This is a genomic window from Flavobacterium sp. CYK-55, assembly GCF_018413465.1.
In the GTDB taxonomy this organism is placed as follows: Bacteria; Bacteroidota; Bacteroidia; order Flavobacteriales; family Flavobacteriaceae; genus Flavobacterium.
The window spans coordinates 380599-398480 of record NZ_JAHCDK010000001.1; the positions used below are offsets into that span (position 1 = coordinate 380599).

Sequence of the window (17882 nt, forward strand, 5' to 3'; positions counted from 1 at the left end):
AACTATTCATCTTTAGCGCAAGAAAAAAACATAATGTTTCTCGAAAATACGGTCAATCACAAAGAACAATTCGGATGGATAGAAGTAATCTGCGGCTCGATGTTTTCGGGTAAAACCGAAGAGCTGATTCGCCGATTAAAACGCGCTCAATTTGCCAAACAAAAGGTTGAAATTTTCAAACCGGCCATTGACACGCGTTACCACGACGAAATGGTGGTTTCGCACGACAGCAATGAAATTCGTTCTACACCGGTTCCGGCCGCAGCCAATATTGCTCTTTTGGCCCAAGGTTGTGATGTCGTGGGCATTGATGAGGCTCAGTTTTTTGACGATGAGATTGTTAAAATTTGCAATGATTTAGCCAATTCGGGCATTCGGGTAATTGTGGCCGGGCTCGACATGGATTTTAAAGGAAACCCGTTTGGACCCATGCCGGCACTGATGGCTACTGCCGAATATGTGACCAAAGTGCACGCCGTATGCACCCGCACCGGAAATTTGGCCAATTACAGCTACCGAAAAACCGACAATGACAGCTTGGTTTTGTTGGGCGAAACTGAAGAATACGAGCCTTTGAGCCGTGCGGCCTATTATCAAGCGATGCGCAAAGGACAAGAACAACACCAAGAAGATCCAACAACTTCAAAAAAACAGTAACCTTGGTTTTATCTGTGAAGAATATTGCCCCTATGATACGCGCCAAACGCGTGGGCAATCACCCGAGTATTCTGATTGACAACATCACTATTGACAGCCGTTCGCAGCAAAACAGCGCACAAACTTTGTTTTTTGCGATTGTCGGCCCGAACAACGATGCGCATGATTATATTGAGGAATTACTCGACAAAGGCGTTCGTAATTTTGTGGTGACGCACATCCCTGGGGGTTTGGTTGAAAAAGCCAATTTTTTAGTGGTCGAAAACACGCTCGAAGCGCTTCAGACCTTTGCCGCAAGCTACCGAAGTCAATTTGATTTTCCGGTGATTGGCATTACGGGCAGCAACGGAAAAACCATCGTCAAAGAATGGCTCAACTTTTTGCTCGGCCCTGATTACAACATCATCCGCAGTCCGAAAAGTTACAATTCACAAGTGGGCGTTCCGCTTTCGGTGATTGCCATCAATGAACAACACAATTTGGGTATTTTTGAAGCGGGTATTTCTACCATTGGCGAGATGGAAAATCTCGAAAAAATCGTGCGCCCAACCATAGGGATTTTGACCAATATTGGTTCGGCCCACGATGAAGGTTTTGCCAACATTGGCGAGAAAATGAAAGAGAAACTCAAACTCTTTAGCCATGCCAAAGTATTGATTTACAATAAAAACAAATCTATTGAAGCTTTTTTAAACCCAAAAGTTCAAAGATTTTCGTGGAGTTGTAAAGACGATGACGCCGACGTTTTTATCAGCAAAAAATCTGTCTTAGACAAAACCCAACTCAAGATCAAACATCCGCAGGGCGAATTTGAAATTAAGATTCCGTTTCAAGACGATGCCTCGGTTGAAAACGCCATTCAATGCATTATGGTGATGTTGTATTTAAACTACGACGGCAAAGTGATTGAAAGCCGTGTTGAGTTGTTGTATCCGGTTGAAATGCGTCTTAAAGTTAAAAACGGAATCAACCATACAACCTTGATTGATGACAGTTATAGCTCAGATTTTCAGTCGCTTAAAATTGCGCTCGACTTTATGGAAAGCCAGAAACAATACAAAAAAAGAGCGCTGATTTTATCGGATATTTTTCAGAGCGGATTGGCCAATGATGAATTGTATTCAAAGGTTTCGCAGTTGGTTATTTCAAACAAAATCAACCGTGTGATTGGTATTGGCGAGATGATCCACAAGTATCGCTCAAAATTTGTCAACTGTTTGACTTTTAAAAATACCGACGCGTTTATGGCGGCCATTGACGAACTCGATTTTGGTTATGAAACCATTTTGATCAAAGGCGCGCGTAGTTTTCACTTTGAAAAAATTGTGAGCGCACTCGAAGAAAAAACACATGAAACCGTTTTAGAAATCAACCTCAACGCTATTAGTCACAATTTAAATTTCTTTAAAGCCAAACTCAAACCCAGAACCAAACTCATGGTGATGGTCAAAGCTTTTGGTTACGGCAATGGCGGTTTTGAAATTGCTCAATTGCTCGAACACCACAAAGTAGATTATTTGGGTGTGGCTTTTGCCGATGAAGGCATTACACTCAAAAACCACGGCATTAAATTGCCGATTATGGTGATGAATCCAGAATCAACGAGCTATGAGGCCATTATTCAGCATCATTTAGAACCCGAAATATACAGCATCAAAGGGTTGAATGCCTTTTTGAAAATAGCGGCACAGAAAAAACTCAAAAATTATCCGATTCATTTAAAACTCGATACCGGCATGCATCGTTTGGGGTTTGAAGTTGAGCAACTCGACGACTTAATTGCCATTCTCAAAGCCCAAAAAACAGTACACGTCAAAAGCATTTTGTCGCATTTGGCCACAAGTGATGATTTACAACACCACGAATTTGCTTTGTCACAAATTGAATTGTTTGAGCAGATGTCAATGCGGTTAATGCACGAATTGTCGATGAAACCGATTCGTCATATTTTGAATACTTCGGGCATCAGCAATTATCCAAAAGCACAATACAATATGGTGCGTTTAGGCATTGGTTTGTATGGAATTTCAAATGATCCCGAAGAACAACCTTATCTTGAAAATGTCGGAACCCTCAAGAGCATCATATCTCAGTTGCGAACCATTGAAGCCGGCGAAAGTGTGGGTTATGGCCGACGATTTATAGCTGAGCGAAAATCAGTCATTGCCACCATTCCGATTGGATATGCCGACGGAATTTCGCGTCATTTGGGCAACGGCGTTGGTTATGTAAGTATCCACGGAGCACACGCGCCTATTGTGGGCAGTGTTTGTATGGATATGCTCATGGTGGATGTAACCGATATTAGTTGTTTTGAAGGTGATTCGGTGGTCATTTTTGGTGAGGACCCAACCGTGATTACTTTGTCTGAAAAACTCAAAACGATTCCTTATGAAATTCTGACGGGCATCTCACAACGCGTCAAGAGAATTTTTTACAGAGAATAAGTAAGTTTTTTTTTAAATCATACCGGTTTTAAGTTAATTTTCTTACATTCGATATCAAACTCAGAACATTTTTAACTAAAAACAATTTATTATGGGAATGGTTTCAGAATTTAAAGACTTTATTGCCAAAGGAAACGCCATGGATTTGGCTGTTGGGGTAATCATTGGTGGCGCATTTGGCGCGATTGTGAATTCATTGGTGTCAGATGTAATCACACCGGCTTTGTTGAATCCGGCCTTAAAAGCAGCTCAAGTAGAAAACTTGGCAGAATTAAAAACCGATGGCGGAATTCTCTACGGAAAATTCTTGGCTGCGGTGATTAGTTTCTTAGTTATTGCTTTTGTCATCTTCATTATGGTGAAAGCCATCAACGGAATGAAGAAAAAAGAAGCACCGGCTCCAGCAGCACCAGCAGGGCCTTCACAAGAAGAATTGCTCACTCAAATTCGCGACCTTTTAAAAAACAAATAGAACTAAAACTGTCGTTTAAAAAGGAGGCTTCGGCTTCCTTTTTTTATGCTTTGAAATTTGAAAGGCTTTTATTTTCAGGAGCCTATTTTTGTATCTTAGCGCCATTATTAACCACATCTATTATTGAACATGAAAGTAGCCGTTGTTGGCGCCACCGGTATGGTTGGCGAAGTGATGTTGCAAGTTTTAGCCGAAAGAAATTTTCCGGTAACCGAACTTATTCCGGTAGCCTCAGAAAAATCTGTTGGAAAAGAAATTGAATTCAAAGGAAAAAAATATACCGTTGTGGGTATGCAAACCGCTGTTGATATGAAAGCAGACATTGCTTTATTTTCGGCCGGCGGACAAACCTCACTCGATTGGGCACCCAAATTTGCAGCTGCTGGCACGACGGTAATTGACAATTCATCGGCTTGGAGAATGGCTGCCGACAAAAAACTGATTGTTCCTGAAATCAACGCCAATACACTCACTAAAGAAGATAAAATTATTGCCAATCCGAATTGTTCTACGATTCAAATGGTGTTGGTTTTAGCGCCGCTTCACCAAAAATACAACATCAAACGCGTGGTGGTTTCAACCTATCAATCAATTACCGGAACCGGCGTAAAAGCAGTCCAACAACTCGAAAATGAATATGCCGGAATCAGTGGTGAGATGGCTTATAAATATCCGATTCACAGAAACGCCATTCCGCAATGCGATGTTTTTGAAGAAAACGGTTATACCAAAGAAGAAATGAAATTGGTGCGTGAAACCAAGAAAATCATAGGCGATGATCAGATTGCCGTGACTGCAACTGCCGTGAGAATTCCAGTGGTAGGCGGTCATAGCGAAGCCGTGAATATTACTTTTGGTCAAGATTACGATTTGGCTGATGTGCGTGAGATTTTGCACAACACGCCGGGCATTACGCTACAAGACAACACTGATACATACACTTATCCGATGCCGATGTATGCCCAAGGAAAAGACGATGTTTTTGTGGGTAGAATTCGCCGCGACGAAAGCCAAGCCAACAGCATCAATATGTGGATTGTGGCCGACAACCTCAGAAAAGGCGCTGCCACCAATGCGATACAAATTGCTGAATATTTGGTGGCTCATCAACTCGTATAAACTTTTTACACCTATAAACTTCCCGCTTTGACTGTAAATAAATGTTAAAGCGGTTTTTTTGTTTTTAAGACTTTTTACTTTTGCAGCTGATGAAACGCAAAGTCCTTTTTCTGAATGCTTTTTTATCGGTGGCCGTGTTGTTCTCGATGCTGCTGCAATCAGTGCATTCATTTGAGCATTTAAGCAAACTTTTTTCAGAAAAAGAATGTCATCACATTTATTCAGGAAAAACCGAAATTTCACACCAACATCACCCTTTTGATGAATGTTTGAGCTGTGAATTTACATTCAGCACTTTTGTTTGTCCTGAACTTTTTCATTTTGATTTAATTAGTTTACAACCTTCATCGGGAAAAATTTACACTGCTGATGAATTGCCGGTTGTTCTTTCAAAATCTGTCCTTTACTTACGCGGCCCACCCACTAAGGTTATTTAATGTTTTTCACTTCTAAGAAAACCTTAGAAGCATTTAATCATTTATAATCTTTACATATGAAAAAGATATTATCTCTTTTTTGCATGGGTGCGGTTTCAATGATGCACGGACAAAGTAGTCTTTCCGGGCAAATCACAGACCATCAAAACCAACCCATCAAAGGCGCGACCATAGAAGTCGCAGAATTACATCAAGGCACCACAACCAATGATTCAGGTGCATATACTTTGAATCAATTGCCTTCCAAAAACATCAAAGTCTCCATTTCTTTTTTGGGCTTTACCACCCAACAACAAAATATTTCTCTTGCGATTGGTCAGAACAAACTCAATGTTGTCATGCAGCCATCGGCTTTTCAGATGGACGAAGTCATTGTGTCAACGGCTTTCAATAAACTACAATCGCAAAACGTGATGAAAGTGGAGCATGCGAGTATGCGTTCGCTACAGCAAAAAGGCTCGTCAACACTCATTGAAGGTTTGGCTACGATTCCGGGCGTTTCGCAAATCTCAACCGGAACTTCTATCGGGAAACCCGTCATTCGCGGGCTGAGCGGCAATCGCGTTTTGGTTTATTCGCAAGGCGTTCGCATTGAAAACCAGCAATTTGGCGAAGAACACGGACTCGGACTCAATGATTCCGGAATTGAAAGTGTTGAAGTCATCAAAGGCCCGGCTTCGTTGCTGTACGGCTCAGATGCTTTGGGCGGCGTGTTGTATTTTAACCCAGAAAAATTTGCTCCGGCACACACTTTTAAAGCCAATGTCAGTCAAAAATACTTCAGTAATACTTTGGGCAGCAATACATCCATTGGAATCAAAACGTCTTCAGACAATTGGAAATTTTTGGCGCGCGGAGCCTACAATACACACGCAGATTATCAGATTCCCGGTAGTGATCGCGTAACCAATTCGCGCTACAACGAAACCGATTTTAAATCGGGCATTGGTTATTCAAACGCACATGTTTCAAGTGTTTTGAGATATAATTTCAATGCCTTGAATTTGGGTATTCCCGAAGGCGGAATCGGTTTTCAAACAACCTTCAGAAATCCGGATTACCCGAGACAACGCGTGGCAAATCATCTGCTCAGTTGGAACAACATCGTTTATCTAAACCGTTCTAAACTAGATATTGATTTGGGCTATATTGACAATTTGCGCAGTGAGTTTGAAGACAGCCCGACGGCATCTTTGCGCATGAATCTTAAAACTTTCAATTATGATTTGAAGTTTCATTTGCCCAAAACCGCACATCTCGAAACGATTTTGGGTGTCCAAGGCATGGCACAAACCAACAAAAACTCAGGCGAAGAATACTTGATTCCCAATGCGTATACTTTTGATGTGGGCGGTTTCGGAACGGTCAGTTATGACTGGAACAACCACACGATTCAAGCCGGATTGCGCTTTGATCACAGAAAAGTGAGCACACAAGCACAAGGCATTTTGGGCGACGAAGGTTCATTTGCGGCACTTGACAAAAGTTATCAAAGTTTCAATGCGGCTTTGGGTTATAAAACAGCACCTATAAAAAATTTGAATTTGCGTCTGAATTTGGCTTCGGGTTTTCGAGCGCCGAATTTGGCAGAGCTTTCATCCAATGGTGTTCATGAAGGAACCAATCGTTATGAAATTGGGAATGCAGATTTAAAAACCGAGCAAAATATTCAAGCCGATTTGAACCTAGAATACGGTAACAGCCATTGGGAGTTTTTCGTGAACGGTTTTTACAACCACTTGCAGCGTTATATTTATTTGTCACCGACGGGGCAAACTTTGGAAGCAAATCCTGTTTTTACTTATGTCCAAAACGATGCTCGTTTGTATGGTGGCGAAGCCGGATTGCACTTTCATCCGCATCCGCTGGATTGGCTTCATTTTGAGAGCAGTTTTGAAACCGTTCGCGCCGAGCGATTAAACGGACAAGCGCTTCCGCTAATTCCGGCCCAAAACTGGAACAATACTTTGCGTGGGGAATTCAATGTTCAGAGATGGCTCAGTGAAGGTTATGTCTCATTGAATGTTTCACATACGTTTGAACAAAACCATACCGGTCTTTTTGAAACGCCTAGCGCTGATTACACTTTGGTAAATTTAGGCTTAGGTGGAAAATTAAAAATGGGAAAAAGTCTGATAGAAATTCAGCTGAATGCCAATAATCTTTTTGATAAAAAATACATCGCTCATTTGTCAAGGTTAAAACCCGATGGAATCCCGAATATAGGCAGAACGTTTGTGTTTGGTGCAAATTTCAGCATTTAGCTTTGATTAGATTTTTAAGAATTATTTTTGGGTTTTATTCGTTAAATATCTTTTTTCTAAACAATTAATTATTAATTTAGGATTTCGTTTGATGTTTAACTAAACCCAATTTAGCCTATGAATTCAAGATTTACGCTTCTTATCCGATTGCTTTTAGGACTGGTTTTGATTGTCTTTGGAAGTAACAAATTATTGCACTTTATTCCGTTGCCACCGCCAACAGGTTCGGCAGCAGACTTTATGAATTCATTAAATGCAACCGGATATATTTTTCCGGTGTTGGGGTTGCTTGAAATATTCATCGGGGCTTTATTACTCTTAAGAAAATGGGTGGCTTTTGCCCTGATTCTTTTGGCTCCTATTTCAATCAACATCTTGTTGTTTCACATGTTTATTGATATTCCCGGATTAGGATTGGCTTTAGTAGTCGTTCTGCTCAATTCAATTTTGATATATAAACATTGGCCGCAATACAATCCTCTGTTTGCATAAAACCAAAAAGGCGCTCTTCATCGGGCGCCTTTCTTTTTAATAATCGAGTTTTACGTAGCTCATATGTTTTACGATACGTCCTTTTTTTCGGTTGATATAACCTGAGGAATTCGTCGCTGTAAATTTTCGTGGATTGGGCAAGATGGCTGCTATACCCGCCGCCTCTATTTTGGTCAGATGCTCGGCTGGTTTTCGATACCAATATTCAGAAGCTGCCTGCGCTCCGTAAACACCATCGCCCATTTCAATACTGTTGAGATAAACTTCCATGATGCGCTCTTTGCTCCAGAAAACTTCAATCAGAACTGTAAAATAAGCTTCGAGTGCCTTTCTAAAATAACTTCGGCCTTGCCAGAGAAAAACATTTTTGGCCGTTTGTTGAGAGATTGTACTGCCACCTTTGAGTTTTTTGCCTTTCTCGTTGTTTTTCATCGCTTTTTGAATCGCATTGAAATCAAAACCGTGATGTTGCAAAAAATTCGCATCTTCACTCGCAATCACAGCTTTTTGTAGATTTTTTGATATCTGCTCAATCGGAACCCAATCATGACTGCAAACCATGTCTTTACCGTCGAATTTATTCTCAACCGCGCGGGTCATCATCAATGGCGTGATTGGAATCGGAACCCATCTAAAAACAACAACTGATAAAATGGATAGCCCGATGAACCAAAGTGCAAATTTCCAAACAAAACGAATGATTTTTTTGATCATATTTTAAACTAATTCGGCAAGTTCCTGCCCGATTAAACTTCCAATAGCTACTCCCATTCCGCCCATGCGAACGCCGCAGTAAACATGCTCTGATAAACGCTCAACAATAGGGCGTTTACTCGCGCCCATGCCCATGATTCCACTCCATCGATGTTCGATTTCATAATCGGTATTCGGAAGAATTACTTTGCGCAAGAGTGATTCGAGTCGATTTTGGATTAATTCGGTTTGACTCAAATCAGTGGTCGTTTCGGCTTCAAAATCAAGATTGCGTCCGCCGCCGAGTAAAATTCGGTTGCCTATATTTCTGAAATAGTAATAACCTTGTTCTAAATGAAAAGTCCCTTTGATGTCTAAATCAACAATCGGTTTGGTGATCAAAACCTGAGCACGAGCAGGTTTTACGGCTTGACCAATGAGCTCTGAAGCAAAACCATTGGTAGCAAAGAGTAGTTTTTTGGTGGTAAAACTAAAATCACCCAAAGCCACCGAAACATCTGAAGTGTTTTCATTATAAGCCGTCACTTTTTGATTGTTGAGAATGAGAATGTTCTCTGAAATGGCTTTTTTCAGCAAAGCATGCATCATCATTCCGGTATCAATTTGCGCTTCAAACGGATTAAAAATTAAATATTCATATGTGTTTTTGAAGTTAAATCGGTCAACTTCTTTGTGAAAAACCTCCGCTTTGAAAATAGGTTGCAGAATTTCATTGACAAACCGTATTTTTTGTGTGGCCTCTTGATAAGCCAAAGATTGACTGTCTAAAAACAGTTCATATCCGCCGTAAGGTTTAAAATCAATGGCGGCGTCACCTAAATTTTTTCTGAGCAATTGTAAGCCTTTCCAACGTTTTTCAACCAATTGAACAACTTCTTCTTCTGAATGCGTTTTTAAATCGTCCATGATTTCGGTCAAACTTCCAAAACAAGCGAACCCAGCATTTTTGGTACTCGCGCCTTCAGGCAACATGCCTTTTTCGAGTATGAGAATTTTGCTTTCCGGAAATCGCTCGCGCAGATGTAAAGCGGCATGCAATCCGACAATTCCGCTGCCAACAATCGTGTAATCAACCTCTGAAAACCATCTGTTTATTTCCCAATAACTTAAAAACATAAACCTAAAATTATTTCGATAAAATTATACGCAAAACCGCTTTTTTGCGCTGATTCATTCAAAAGATATCAACGTTTTTTACAGAAAATGAATTAATCTTAAAAAAATAACTACTCTGATAGAAGAAGCACAAATTTGAATCTAAATTTTTAAAATAAATGTTGATAAATCATTGCTTTACGAAACAATCAATTAAAATTAAATGATACATTTGCTCGATAACCCAAACCTCAATTTAAATGATGAAAACTAGATTACTTTCATTGGCCTTATTGGCCGTGAGTGGATTTTCATTTGCCCAATCAGGAAAATCACTCTGGAAAGTTACCGCTCCAAAAGCCGACGCAGTAACTTTTGCGAACAAACAATCCTTAAATCATCCACAATTGTTTGAACTTGACGTGAATCAACTCAAGCAAAATTTGTCAAGCGCTCCCAAGCGTTTCATATCTAACGGACCATCAAATTTGGTGGTTTCTTTCCCAAATACAGCTGGTGCTATGGAGCAATTCCGCGTTAAGGAATCTTCAAACATGGACCCAGAATTGGCGGCCAGATATACTGAAATCAAATCGTATATCGGCGAAAGTATTGACCAACCGGGTTCAACCATTTACTTCAGTATTTCTCCACTTGGATTAGAGACAATGGTGCTCAGACCCAACAAATCTGCTGAGTTCATCGAGCCATACACTACAGATTTAAAAACCTATAGCGTATACAACAAATCAGACAAAACGCCGTCGCTCAACGGGTTTCAGTGTCGTGTGATCGATGCAGTAACTGTAGGCGGAAGTGCTGAGGCTGCTCGTCCGAATGCAGATGATGCCCTTTTGAGAACTTATCGTTTGGCCATGTCAGTAACTGGTGAATATACTGCTTATTTTGGCGGAACCAAAGCCTTGGCACTCGCGGCCATCAACAACACCATGACTCGTGTGAATGGTGTTTTTGAAAAAGATTTTGGCGCACGCATGGTTTTAATTGCCAATACTGATACGGTGATTTACACCACCGCTTCTTCTGATCCATATTCAGCTGCTGCAACCGGAGCTGGAGGTGCTTGGAATCAAGAATTACAAACCACGTTGACCAATAATATTGGCAATGCTAATTATGATGTAGGCCATTTATTTGGGGCAACCGGTGGTGGCGGAAATGCAGGATGTATTGGTTGTATTTGCGTAAATCCAACAACTTCTGTTCCGCTAGGTAAAGGTAGCGGATACACTTCACCTGCCGATGGGATTCCGTCGGGGGATAATTTCGATATTGATTATGTTGCACACGAATTAGGTCATCAATTTGGAGCCAATCACACTTTTACCCACAGCAATGAAGGCACTGGAGTTCAAGTTGAGCCAGGTAGCGGGTCAACCATTATGGGTTATGCCGGAATTACTTCGGTTGACGTACAGCCACATTCTGATGCCTATTTTCACGCTGTGAGCATCCAACAAGTGACTAATAATATTAAAGCTAAAACTTGTTCGGTGAATACTGCAACAGGCAACTCAATTCCAACGGCCAATGCTGGTTTGGATTATACAGTTCCTAAAAGCACTCCTTTTATGTTGACCGGTGTGGGTACTGATGCAAATGGTGATGTGCTTACTTATGATTGGGAGCAAATGGATTCTCAAACCAATGCAACCGCTCCAAGCGCTACAAAAACCAGCGGAGTGAATTTCCGTTCATATTCGCCAGTAACAACGCCTACAAGATATTTCCCAAGAATGGCTTCTGTACTTACCGGAGCTACGACAACTGCAGGTTCTGAAGTTACAGTTGAGGCTTTGCCATCAGTAGCCAGAACATTAAACTTTAGATTTACCGTTCGCGATAACAGAGCAGGCGGAAGCGCAAACAACAGCGACGACATGATTGTAACGATCAATGCAACGGCTGGACCTTTTGCGGTAACAGCTCCAAACACAGCAGTTTCATATGTTGGCGGAAGCGCACAAACCATTACCTGGAATGTGGCCGGAACAACAGCCAACGGAGTTAATTGTGCCAATGTAGATGTTTTATTATCTACAGATGGCGGAAATACTTGGTCAACTTTATTGGCTGCTACTCCTAATGACGGTACTGAATCTGTTACCATTCCGAACACACCAGGAACAACCAACCGCATCATGATCAAAGGAACCAATCATATTTTCTTTGATGTTTCCAATACCAACTTCACCATAACTTCTGGAATAACTGATACCGTTGCACCAACGGCACCAACTTTAGCCGCATCTGGAACTACACAGACCGGAACTTCATTGTCGTGGTCAGGTGCTACTGACAATGTAGCGGTAACTGGCTATGATGTATACAAAGATGGTGTTCTTTTGGGTTCAACTTCTGCAACTTCATATACTGTTAGCGGATTAACCGCTTCAACTACTTATGTATTTACCGTTAAAGCGAAAGATGCTGCCGGAAATGCTTCAGTAGCGAGCAATGCCGTAAGTGTAACTACTTTGGCTCCGGTGGTTGATACTACCGCTCCATCTGCTCCATCTGCTTTAGCTGCCTCTGGAACTACCGCTACAACTACAAATTTAGCTTGGACAGCATCTACAGATAACATCGGAGTTACCGGATATGATGTATACCAAAACGGTGTATTTAAAGCCACATCTACCACTACATCATATGCTGTAACAGGTTTGACGGCCACTACTACATATACATTTTATGTAATTGCTAAAGACGCAGCTGGAAATGCTTCAACTGCCAGCAACACAGTGAGTGTAACAACCTTAACTGCATCATTGGCTTATTGTGCGTCACAAGGAAACAGCACGGCTGATGAGAAAATCGGAAAAGTAGCCATTGGTACCATCAACAATACTTCAACGGGAACTGCGGGTTATGAAAACTTCACAACTCTATCTACTAATGTAAACAGAGGTGCTGCATACACGATTACCATCACACCAAGCTGGACAGCAACCACATATGCTGAGGGTTATGCCGTTTTTGTTGATTACAATCAAGATGGTGACTTTGCTGATGCTGGCGAAACCGTTTGGACCAAAGCGGCTTCAACTACTACACCAGTAAGCGGTTCTTTCACTATTCCGGCTACCGCTACTTTAGGTGCCACCAGAATGCGTGTTTCAATGAAATACAATGCTGTTCCAACTTCATGTGAGGCTTTCTCATACGGACAAGTTGAAGATTATACTTTAAATATTCAAGCTGCTGTTGTTGACACTACGGCTCCAACGGCTCCGACGGCTTTAGCAGCATCTGGAACTACAGCTACCACCAGCAATTTAACTTGGACGGCTTCAACAGACAACGTAGGAGTTACTGGATATGATGTATATCAAAATGGTATTTACAAAGCTACTTCAGCAACTAATTCATATGCTGTAACCGGATTGACTGCCGCTACAACTTATACGTTCTACGTGATTGCTAAAGATGCTGCCGGAAATGCTTCTGCTGCCAGCAATACAGTAAGTGTAACTACCTCAACGGCTACCACAACTTATTGTACTTCACAAGGAAACAGTACTGCGGATGAAAAAATTGGCAAAGTTGTTTTTGGAACCATCAACAACACCTCAACCGGTACAGCGGGATACGAAAACTTTACAGCTCAGTCAACCAATGCTGTGAGAGGTACTGCTTATACCATTACCATTACACCAAGCTGGACAGCCACTACCTATAATGAAGGATATGCTGTATTTATTGACTACAATAAAGATGGTGATTTTGCAGATGCAGGCGAAACTGTTTGGACCAAAACAGCTTCAAAAACGACTCCTGTGAGTGGCTCGATTACCATTCCGGCTACGGCTACTTTAGGCGCCACCAGAATGCGTGTATCTATGAAATACAATGCTATTCCAACATCATGCGAGGCTTTCTCATACGGACAAGTTGAAGATTATACTGTAAACATAACATCTACTGCAAGAGAAGAATTGTCAAGCAATACAATTTCTTACACTATTTATCCGAATCCAGTCAACGGAGATGTGTTAAACATCACTCTTGAAGGAAATGCCTCATACAACATCTACAATATGTTGGGCCAACAAGTTGCTAAAGGAACTATTCTTGACGGAACCATTGATGTATCGAACATCAAAGCCGGAAACTATATGCTTGAAGTAACCACCAACGGTGAAACCAGCGTAAAACGTTTCATCAAGCAATAATTAACATAAAACAAAACGCGAAAAAGCCATCTTGTATAGGTGGCTTTTTTTATTGAATACAACTGACAAAAACAGAAATACTTTTCTTGAAATAAACAGTAGGACAATAAAAAAAGCCCCACCAAAAGTGAGGCTTTTCTTTTATTTTGAATTTATTCTGAACCTTTCATTTTAAAAGTTTCCATGAACTTGGTGGTATAATTACCGGCCACATAATCCGGCTCATCCATGAGTTGTCTGTGAAAAGGAATGGTTGTTTTCACACCTTCAATATAAAATTCGTCCAAAGCACGCTTCATTTTGTTGATGGCTTCTTCACGTGTTTGCGCTGTTGTAATCAACTTGGCAATCATCGAATCATAGTTTGGCGGAATCGTGTAACCTGCATAAACATGCGTATCTAGTCGAACTCCGTGACCACCTGGCGCGTGCAATACGGTAATTTTTCCCGGCGACGGACGAAAATCATTGTATGGGTCTTCGGCATTGATACGACATTCTATAGAGTGCAATTGTGGCAAATAGTTTTTACCAGAAATAGGCACACCAGCTGCAACCAATATTTGTTCGCGAATCAAATCGTAATCAATTACTTGTTCAGTAATTGGATGTTCCACTTGAATACGCGTATTCATTTCCATGAAATAGAAATTACGGTGTTTATCCACCAAAAATTCTACCGTTCCGGCTCCTTCATATTGAATAAACTCTGCGGCTTTTACCGCAGCTTCACCCATCCGCTGACGCAAATCATCTGTCATAAATGGCGAAGGAGTTTCTTCGGTTAATTTTTGGTGACGACGCTGAACTGAACAATCGCGTTCAGATAAGTGACAGGCTTTTCCATAGGCATCACCCACAACTTGAATCTCGATGTGACGAGGTTCTTCGATGAGTTTTTCCATGTACATTCCATCATTTCCGAAGGCTGCAGCAGCTTCTTGTCGAGCGCTTTCCCAAGCTTTTTCAAGCTCATCTTCTTTCCAGATGGCGCGCATTCCTTTTCCACCACCACCTGCAGTAGCTTTCATCATCACCGGATAACCGATTTCTTTGGCTACTTTTTTGGCTTGCTCAAACGATTCTAAAATACCATCAGAACCCGGAACACAAGGAACTCCAGCTTCTTTCATAGTGGCTTTGGCAGTTGCCTTATCGCCCATTTTTTCAATCATTTCAGGCGATGCCCCAATGAATTTGATTCCGTGTTCTTGACAAATTTTTGAAAACTTGGCATTTTCAGAAAGAAATCCATATCCGGGGTGAATTGCATCAGCATTGGTAATTTCAGCCGCTGCAATGATGTTGGACATTTTTAAATAGGAAAGATTGCTCGGTGGAGGCCCGATACAAACGGCCTCATCAGCAAATTTAACGTGTAAACTCTCAGCGTCTGCTGTAGAATATACCGCTACTGTTTTGATGCCCATTTCTCGGCAAGTTCTAATTACACGAAGTGCAATCTCACCGCGATTGGCTATTAATACTTTTTTAAACATCTTATTCGATTTATGAAGGGTCAACTAAGAATAAAGGTTGGTCAAATTCTACCGGCGACATATCGTCAACCAAGATTTTAACAATTTTTCCGCTCACCTCAGATTCAATTTCGTTAAAGAGTTTCATCGCCTCAATCACGCAAAGCACATCGCCTTTTCCGACGCTAGCACCTACTTCAACAAAAGGTGATTTATCAGGTGATGGTTTGCGATAAAAAGTACCAATAATCGGAGATTTAATGGTTACATATTTAGCACTGTCGTCCGCGGCTGGAGCAGATGGTGCAGCGGCCGGAGCAGCTGGCGCAGCAGCAACAGGAGCTTGTGGCAAAGCTTGCGCCACAGGAGCTTGCTGAACATATGTAATTTCTGGAGTGTTTCCTTCAACAGTCGTTTTAATAGTGATTTTAATATCACCTGTTTCGAGTTTTACCTCGGCTACGCCTGAGTTGGATACAAATTTAATCAGGTTTTGAATTTCTTTTAAATCCATGGTAATATCGGTTTTTAGTGTTTTAGTTCTTATTTGTGTTATAGGCCCATTTTAAATAAACAGCACCCCAAGTAAATCCGCCGCCAAAAGCAGCAAAAATTAAGTTATCTCCTTTTTGGAGTTTGTGTTCAAAATCGTGCAACAATAAAGGTAAAGTGCCTGAAGTGGTGTTTCCGTAGCGCTCAATATTGATGAGCACTTTGCTTTCGTCTACACCCATTCGCTCAGCCGTTGCATCAATGATTCTTCGGTTGGCTTGATGTGGAACCAACCAATTGATATCTTCTTTGGTCAAATGATTGCGTTGCATAATTTTTTCACCTACATCAGCCATACCGGTAACGGCATATTTGAAAACGGTTTTTCCATCTTGAAAAACATAATGTTGGCGATTTTCAACAGTTTCTTTTGATGAAGGTAAAATAGACCCACCTGCATCAATTTTCAAATATTCACGACCGATTCCGTCACTTCTGAGGTATTCATCTTGAAAACCTAAACCTTCGTAATTTGGTTCGAACAAAACCGCTCCGGCTCCATCGCCAAAAATGATACAAGTTGCACGATCAGTGTAATCTATAATCGATGACATTTTATCACCACCGATAAGCAATACTTTTTTGTACCTGCCAGATTGTATATATGCAGAAGCGGCTGACATTCCGTACAAAAAACCGGAACAAGCCGCTTGAATATCAAAAGCAAAAGCGTTTACGGCACCAATCTGCGTGGCAACATATACTGAAGTTGCTGCCACCGGCATATCCGGAGTCGTTGTTGAAACCAAAACCAAATCAATTTCGGACGGATCAATACCGCTCTTTTGAATCAGATTTTCGGCTGCTTTGATACACATGTATGAAGTGCCTAATTTTTCGCCTTTAAGAATTCTTCTCTCTTTGATGCCGGTACGTGAAGTAATCCATTCGTCATTGGTATCAACCATTGTTTCAAGGATTTGATTGGTGAGCACATACTCAGGCAAATAGGCGCCAACAGCTGTAATAGCGGCCGTAATTGTATTCATATTTACTGTTTTATTTTACTAAACAATCTAAATTTAATAAAGGGTGGAAATTACAAAAAAATATAAAACCAACATGGTTTTGGTCGGCTTATTTAACCGAAATTACCACCAATAAAAAAACTCTCACAAAGGTTGTGAGAGTTCGTAAACTTTTGTTGTAATGTATTAGGCAACAGCTTCGATTGACTTATCAATAACTACTTGGCCTCTGTAGTACATTTTTCCTTCATGCCAGTAAGCTCTGTGATACAAATGTGCTTCGCCTGTTACAGGGCAAGTGGCAATTTGAGCAACCGTTGCTTTGTAATGTGTTCTTCTTTTATCTCTTCTGGTCTTCGAGACTTTGCGCTTAGGATGTGCCATTTTAATCTATTATTTATCCGTTAATAGTTTTTTTAATTGATCCCATCTAGGATCTGTTTCTGATTCTTTTTCTGCTTTAGGTTCGCCCACTGAAAGCGATTTTAGTTTATCAAGCGCCGGGGTTTGCAAACTTCCGTCTTGAACGCCGGGATGAACTTTCTTTTGCGGAACCGACAAAACAATCATTTCATAAATGTATTGTTTTACATCAACTTGATGTTCTCCGTGCGGCAAAATCAATAATTCTTCGTTCTCATTGTTGAATTCTTCACCAAACTTAACAACCAATTTAATTTTACCTTTTACAGGTAAATCAAACAACTCTCCTGTTAAATCACACGGAACATTTACTGTTCCTTGATGCTTGAAAGCCAGCTCTAAAAGCGTGCTCTTTTTTTCTAAAACCACATTTACTTTAACTTGAACATCTTCATATTCATCAAAGTTAAAGCCTTCAAAGAACGATTTCCCGATTTGATATTCAAATTGATGTTTGCCTAACTTTAATCCCGCAAAAGGAATTAAGAACTCATCTAACTGCTTCATTTAAACAACAATTTGGCCGAACGAATCGGGAGCGCAAAGATATAAAATAATTATACACACA

The 17882-nt window shown here is 40.9% G+C and carries 15 protein-coding genes; 8 read left to right on the plus strand and 7 right to left on the minus strand.

From position 1 onward, the window contains the following. Positions 1–33: 33 nt before the first annotated feature. The 7 genes from KIH23_RS01700 to KIH23_RS01730 all read left to right on the plus strand — a co-directional run bounded on the left by KIH23_RS01700 (position 34) and on the right by KIH23_RS01730 (position 7888). Entirely contained in the window at positions 34–657 is a 624-nt protein-coding gene (locus KIH23_RS01700; protein WP_213210918.1) for a thymidine kinase, read from the plus strand. Positions 658–659: 2 nt separating this feature from the next. Then, positions 660–3104 carry a bifunctional UDP-N-acetylmuramoyl-tripeptide:D-alanyl-D-alanine ligase/alanine racemase gene (locus tag KIH23_RS01705; RefSeq protein WP_213210919.1) on the plus strand — a complete coding sequence of 815 codons (2445 nt, stop codon included), beginning with the start codon at positions 660–662 and terminating at the stop codon, positions 3102–3104. A gap of 91 nt (positions 3105–3195) precedes the next feature. After that, positions 3196–3576: a large conductance mechanosensitive channel protein MscL gene (gene mscL, locus KIH23_RS01710; protein WP_213210920.1), complete on the plus strand. Its 381-nt coding sequence runs from the start codon at positions 3196–3198 to the stop codon at positions 3574–3576. 129 nt (positions 3577–3705) lie between these two features. Then, positions 3706–4695 carry an aspartate-semialdehyde dehydrogenase gene (locus KIH23_RS01715; RefSeq protein ID WP_213210921.1) on the plus strand — a complete coding sequence of 330 codons (990 nt, stop codon included), beginning with the start codon at positions 3706–3708 and terminating at the stop codon, positions 4693–4695. Positions 4696–4784: 89 nt separating this feature from the next. Then, positions 4785–5132 (plus strand): hypothetical protein, encoded by a 348-nt coding sequence (locus tag KIH23_RS01720; protein WP_213210922.1) that lies wholly within the window; start codon positions 4785–4787, stop codon positions 5130–5132. Positions 5133–5188: 56 nt separating this feature from the next. Further along, positions 5189–7396: a TonB-dependent receptor gene (locus KIH23_RS01725; RefSeq protein WP_213210923.1), complete on the plus strand. Its 2208-nt coding sequence runs from the start codon at positions 5189–5191 to the stop codon at positions 7394–7396. 117 nt (positions 7397–7513) lie between these two features. Next, complete coding sequence (locus KIH23_RS01730) at positions 7514–7888, plus strand: DoxX protein (protein ID WP_213210924.1); 375 nt, start codon at positions 7514–7516, stop codon at positions 7886–7888. Between the two features lie 36 nt (positions 7889–7924). On the opposite strand, the gene mtgA is transcribed toward KIH23_RS01730, so the two are convergent. Further along, positions 7925–8602 (minus strand): monofunctional biosynthetic peptidoglycan transglycosylase, encoded by a 678-nt coding sequence (gene mtgA, locus KIH23_RS01735; protein ID WP_213210925.1) that lies wholly within the window; start codon positions 8600–8602, stop codon positions 7925–7927. A gap of 3 nt (positions 8603–8605) precedes the next feature. Then, positions 8606–9718, minus strand: coding sequence for an NAD(P)/FAD-dependent oxidoreductase (locus KIH23_RS01740; protein WP_213210926.1), 1113 nt, complete (start codon positions 9716–9718; stop codon positions 8606–8608). 239 nt (positions 9719–9957) lie between these two features. On the opposite strand from KIH23_RS01740, the gene KIH23_RS01745 reads away from it, so the two are divergent. Further along, positions 9958–13893, plus strand: coding sequence for a reprolysin-like metallopeptidase (locus KIH23_RS01745; protein WP_410505110.1), 3936 nt, complete (start codon positions 9958–9960; stop codon positions 13891–13893). A 152-nt stretch (positions 13894–14045) separates the two neighbouring features. Here KIH23_RS01745 and accC read toward each other — a convergent pair whose 3' ends face one another. From accC to KIH23_RS01770, 5 genes are all read right to left on the minus strand, one after another. Then, positions 14046–15392, minus strand: a complete 1347-nt coding sequence (accC, locus tag KIH23_RS01750) for an acetyl-CoA carboxylase biotin carboxylase subunit (RefSeq protein WP_213210927.1) — start codon at positions 15390–15392, stop codon at positions 14046–14048. 10 nt (positions 15393–15402) lie between these two features. Continuing rightward, positions 15403–15885, minus strand: coding sequence for an acetyl-CoA carboxylase biotin carboxyl carrier protein (accB, locus tag KIH23_RS01755; protein WP_213210928.1), 483 nt, complete (start codon positions 15883–15885; stop codon positions 15403–15405). A gap of 22 nt (positions 15886–15907) precedes the next feature. Continuing rightward, on the minus strand, positions 15908–16912 hold the full coding sequence (locus KIH23_RS01760; protein WP_213210929.1) for a beta-ketoacyl-ACP synthase III: 1005 nt from the start codon (positions 16910–16912) through the stop codon (positions 15908–15910). 165 nt (positions 16913–17077) lie between these two features. After that, the gene (gene rpmF, locus KIH23_RS01765; RefSeq protein ID WP_213210930.1) at positions 17078–17275 is read right to left on the minus strand and encodes a 50S ribosomal protein L32; all 198 of its coding nucleotides are present in this window, start codon (positions 17273–17275) and stop codon (positions 17078–17080) included. A gap of 9 nt (positions 17276–17284) precedes the next feature. Then, positions 17285–17821, minus strand: a complete 537-nt coding sequence (locus tag KIH23_RS01770) for a YceD family protein (RefSeq protein WP_213210931.1) — start codon at positions 17819–17821, stop codon at positions 17285–17287. Between the last annotated feature and the right edge of the window lie 61 nt (positions 17822–17882).

What these genes read in the sequence shown, in the direction of transcription:
- KIH23_RS01700 (WP_213210918.1), top strand. Translation starts at nt 34, where the DNA reads ATGTTTCTCGAAAATACGGTCAATCACAAAGAACAATTCGGATGGATA.
- mscL (WP_213210920.1), top strand. Translation starts at nt 3,196, where the DNA reads ATGGGAATGGTTTCAGAATTTAAAGACTTTATTGCCAAAGGAAACGCC.
- KIH23_RS01715 (WP_213210921.1), top strand. Translation starts at nt 3,706, where the DNA reads ATGAAAGTAGCCGTTGTTGGCGCCACCGGTATGGTTGGCGAAGTGATG.
- KIH23_RS01720 (WP_213210922.1), top strand. Translation starts at nt 4,785, where the DNA reads ATGAAACGCAAAGTCCTTTTTCTGAATGCTTTTTTATCGGTGGCCGTG.
- KIH23_RS01725 (WP_213210923.1), top strand. Translation starts at nt 5,189, where the DNA reads ATGAAAAAGATATTATCTCTTTTTTGCATGGGTGCGGTTTCAATGATG.
- KIH23_RS01730 (WP_213210924.1), top strand. Translation starts at nt 7,514, where the DNA reads ATGAATTCAAGATTTACGCTTCTTATCCGATTGCTTTTAGGACTGGTT.
- mtgA (WP_213210925.1), bottom strand. Translation starts at nt 8,602, where the DNA reads ATGATCAAAAAAATCATTCGTTTTGTTTGGAAATTTGCACTTTGGTTC.
- KIH23_RS01740 (WP_213210926.1), bottom strand. Translation starts at nt 9,718, where the DNA reads ATGTTTTTAAGTTATTGGGAAATAAACAGATGGTTTTCAGAGGTTGAT.
- KIH23_RS01745 (WP_410505110.1), top strand. Translation starts at nt 9,958, where the DNA reads ATGATGAAAACTAGATTACTTTCATTGGCCTTATTGGCCGTGAGTGGA.
- accC (WP_213210927.1), bottom strand. Translation starts at nt 15,392, where the DNA reads ATGTTTAAAAAAGTATTAATAGCCAATCGCGGTGAGATTGCACTTCGT.
- accB (WP_213210928.1), bottom strand. Translation starts at nt 15,885, where the DNA reads ATGGATTTAAAAGAAATTCAAAACCTGATTAAATTTGTATCCAACTCA.
- KIH23_RS01760 (WP_213210929.1), bottom strand. Translation starts at nt 16,912, where the DNA reads ATGAATACAATTACGGCCGCTATTACAGCTGTTGGCGCCTATTTGCCT.
- rpmF (WP_213210930.1), bottom strand. Translation starts at nt 17,275, where the DNA reads ATGGCACATCCTAAGCGCAAAGTCTCGAAGACCAGAAGAGATAAAAGA.
- KIH23_RS01770 (WP_213210931.1), bottom strand. Translation starts at nt 17,821, where the DNA reads ATGAAGCAGTTAGATGAGTTCTTAATTCCTTTTGCGGGATTAAAGTTA.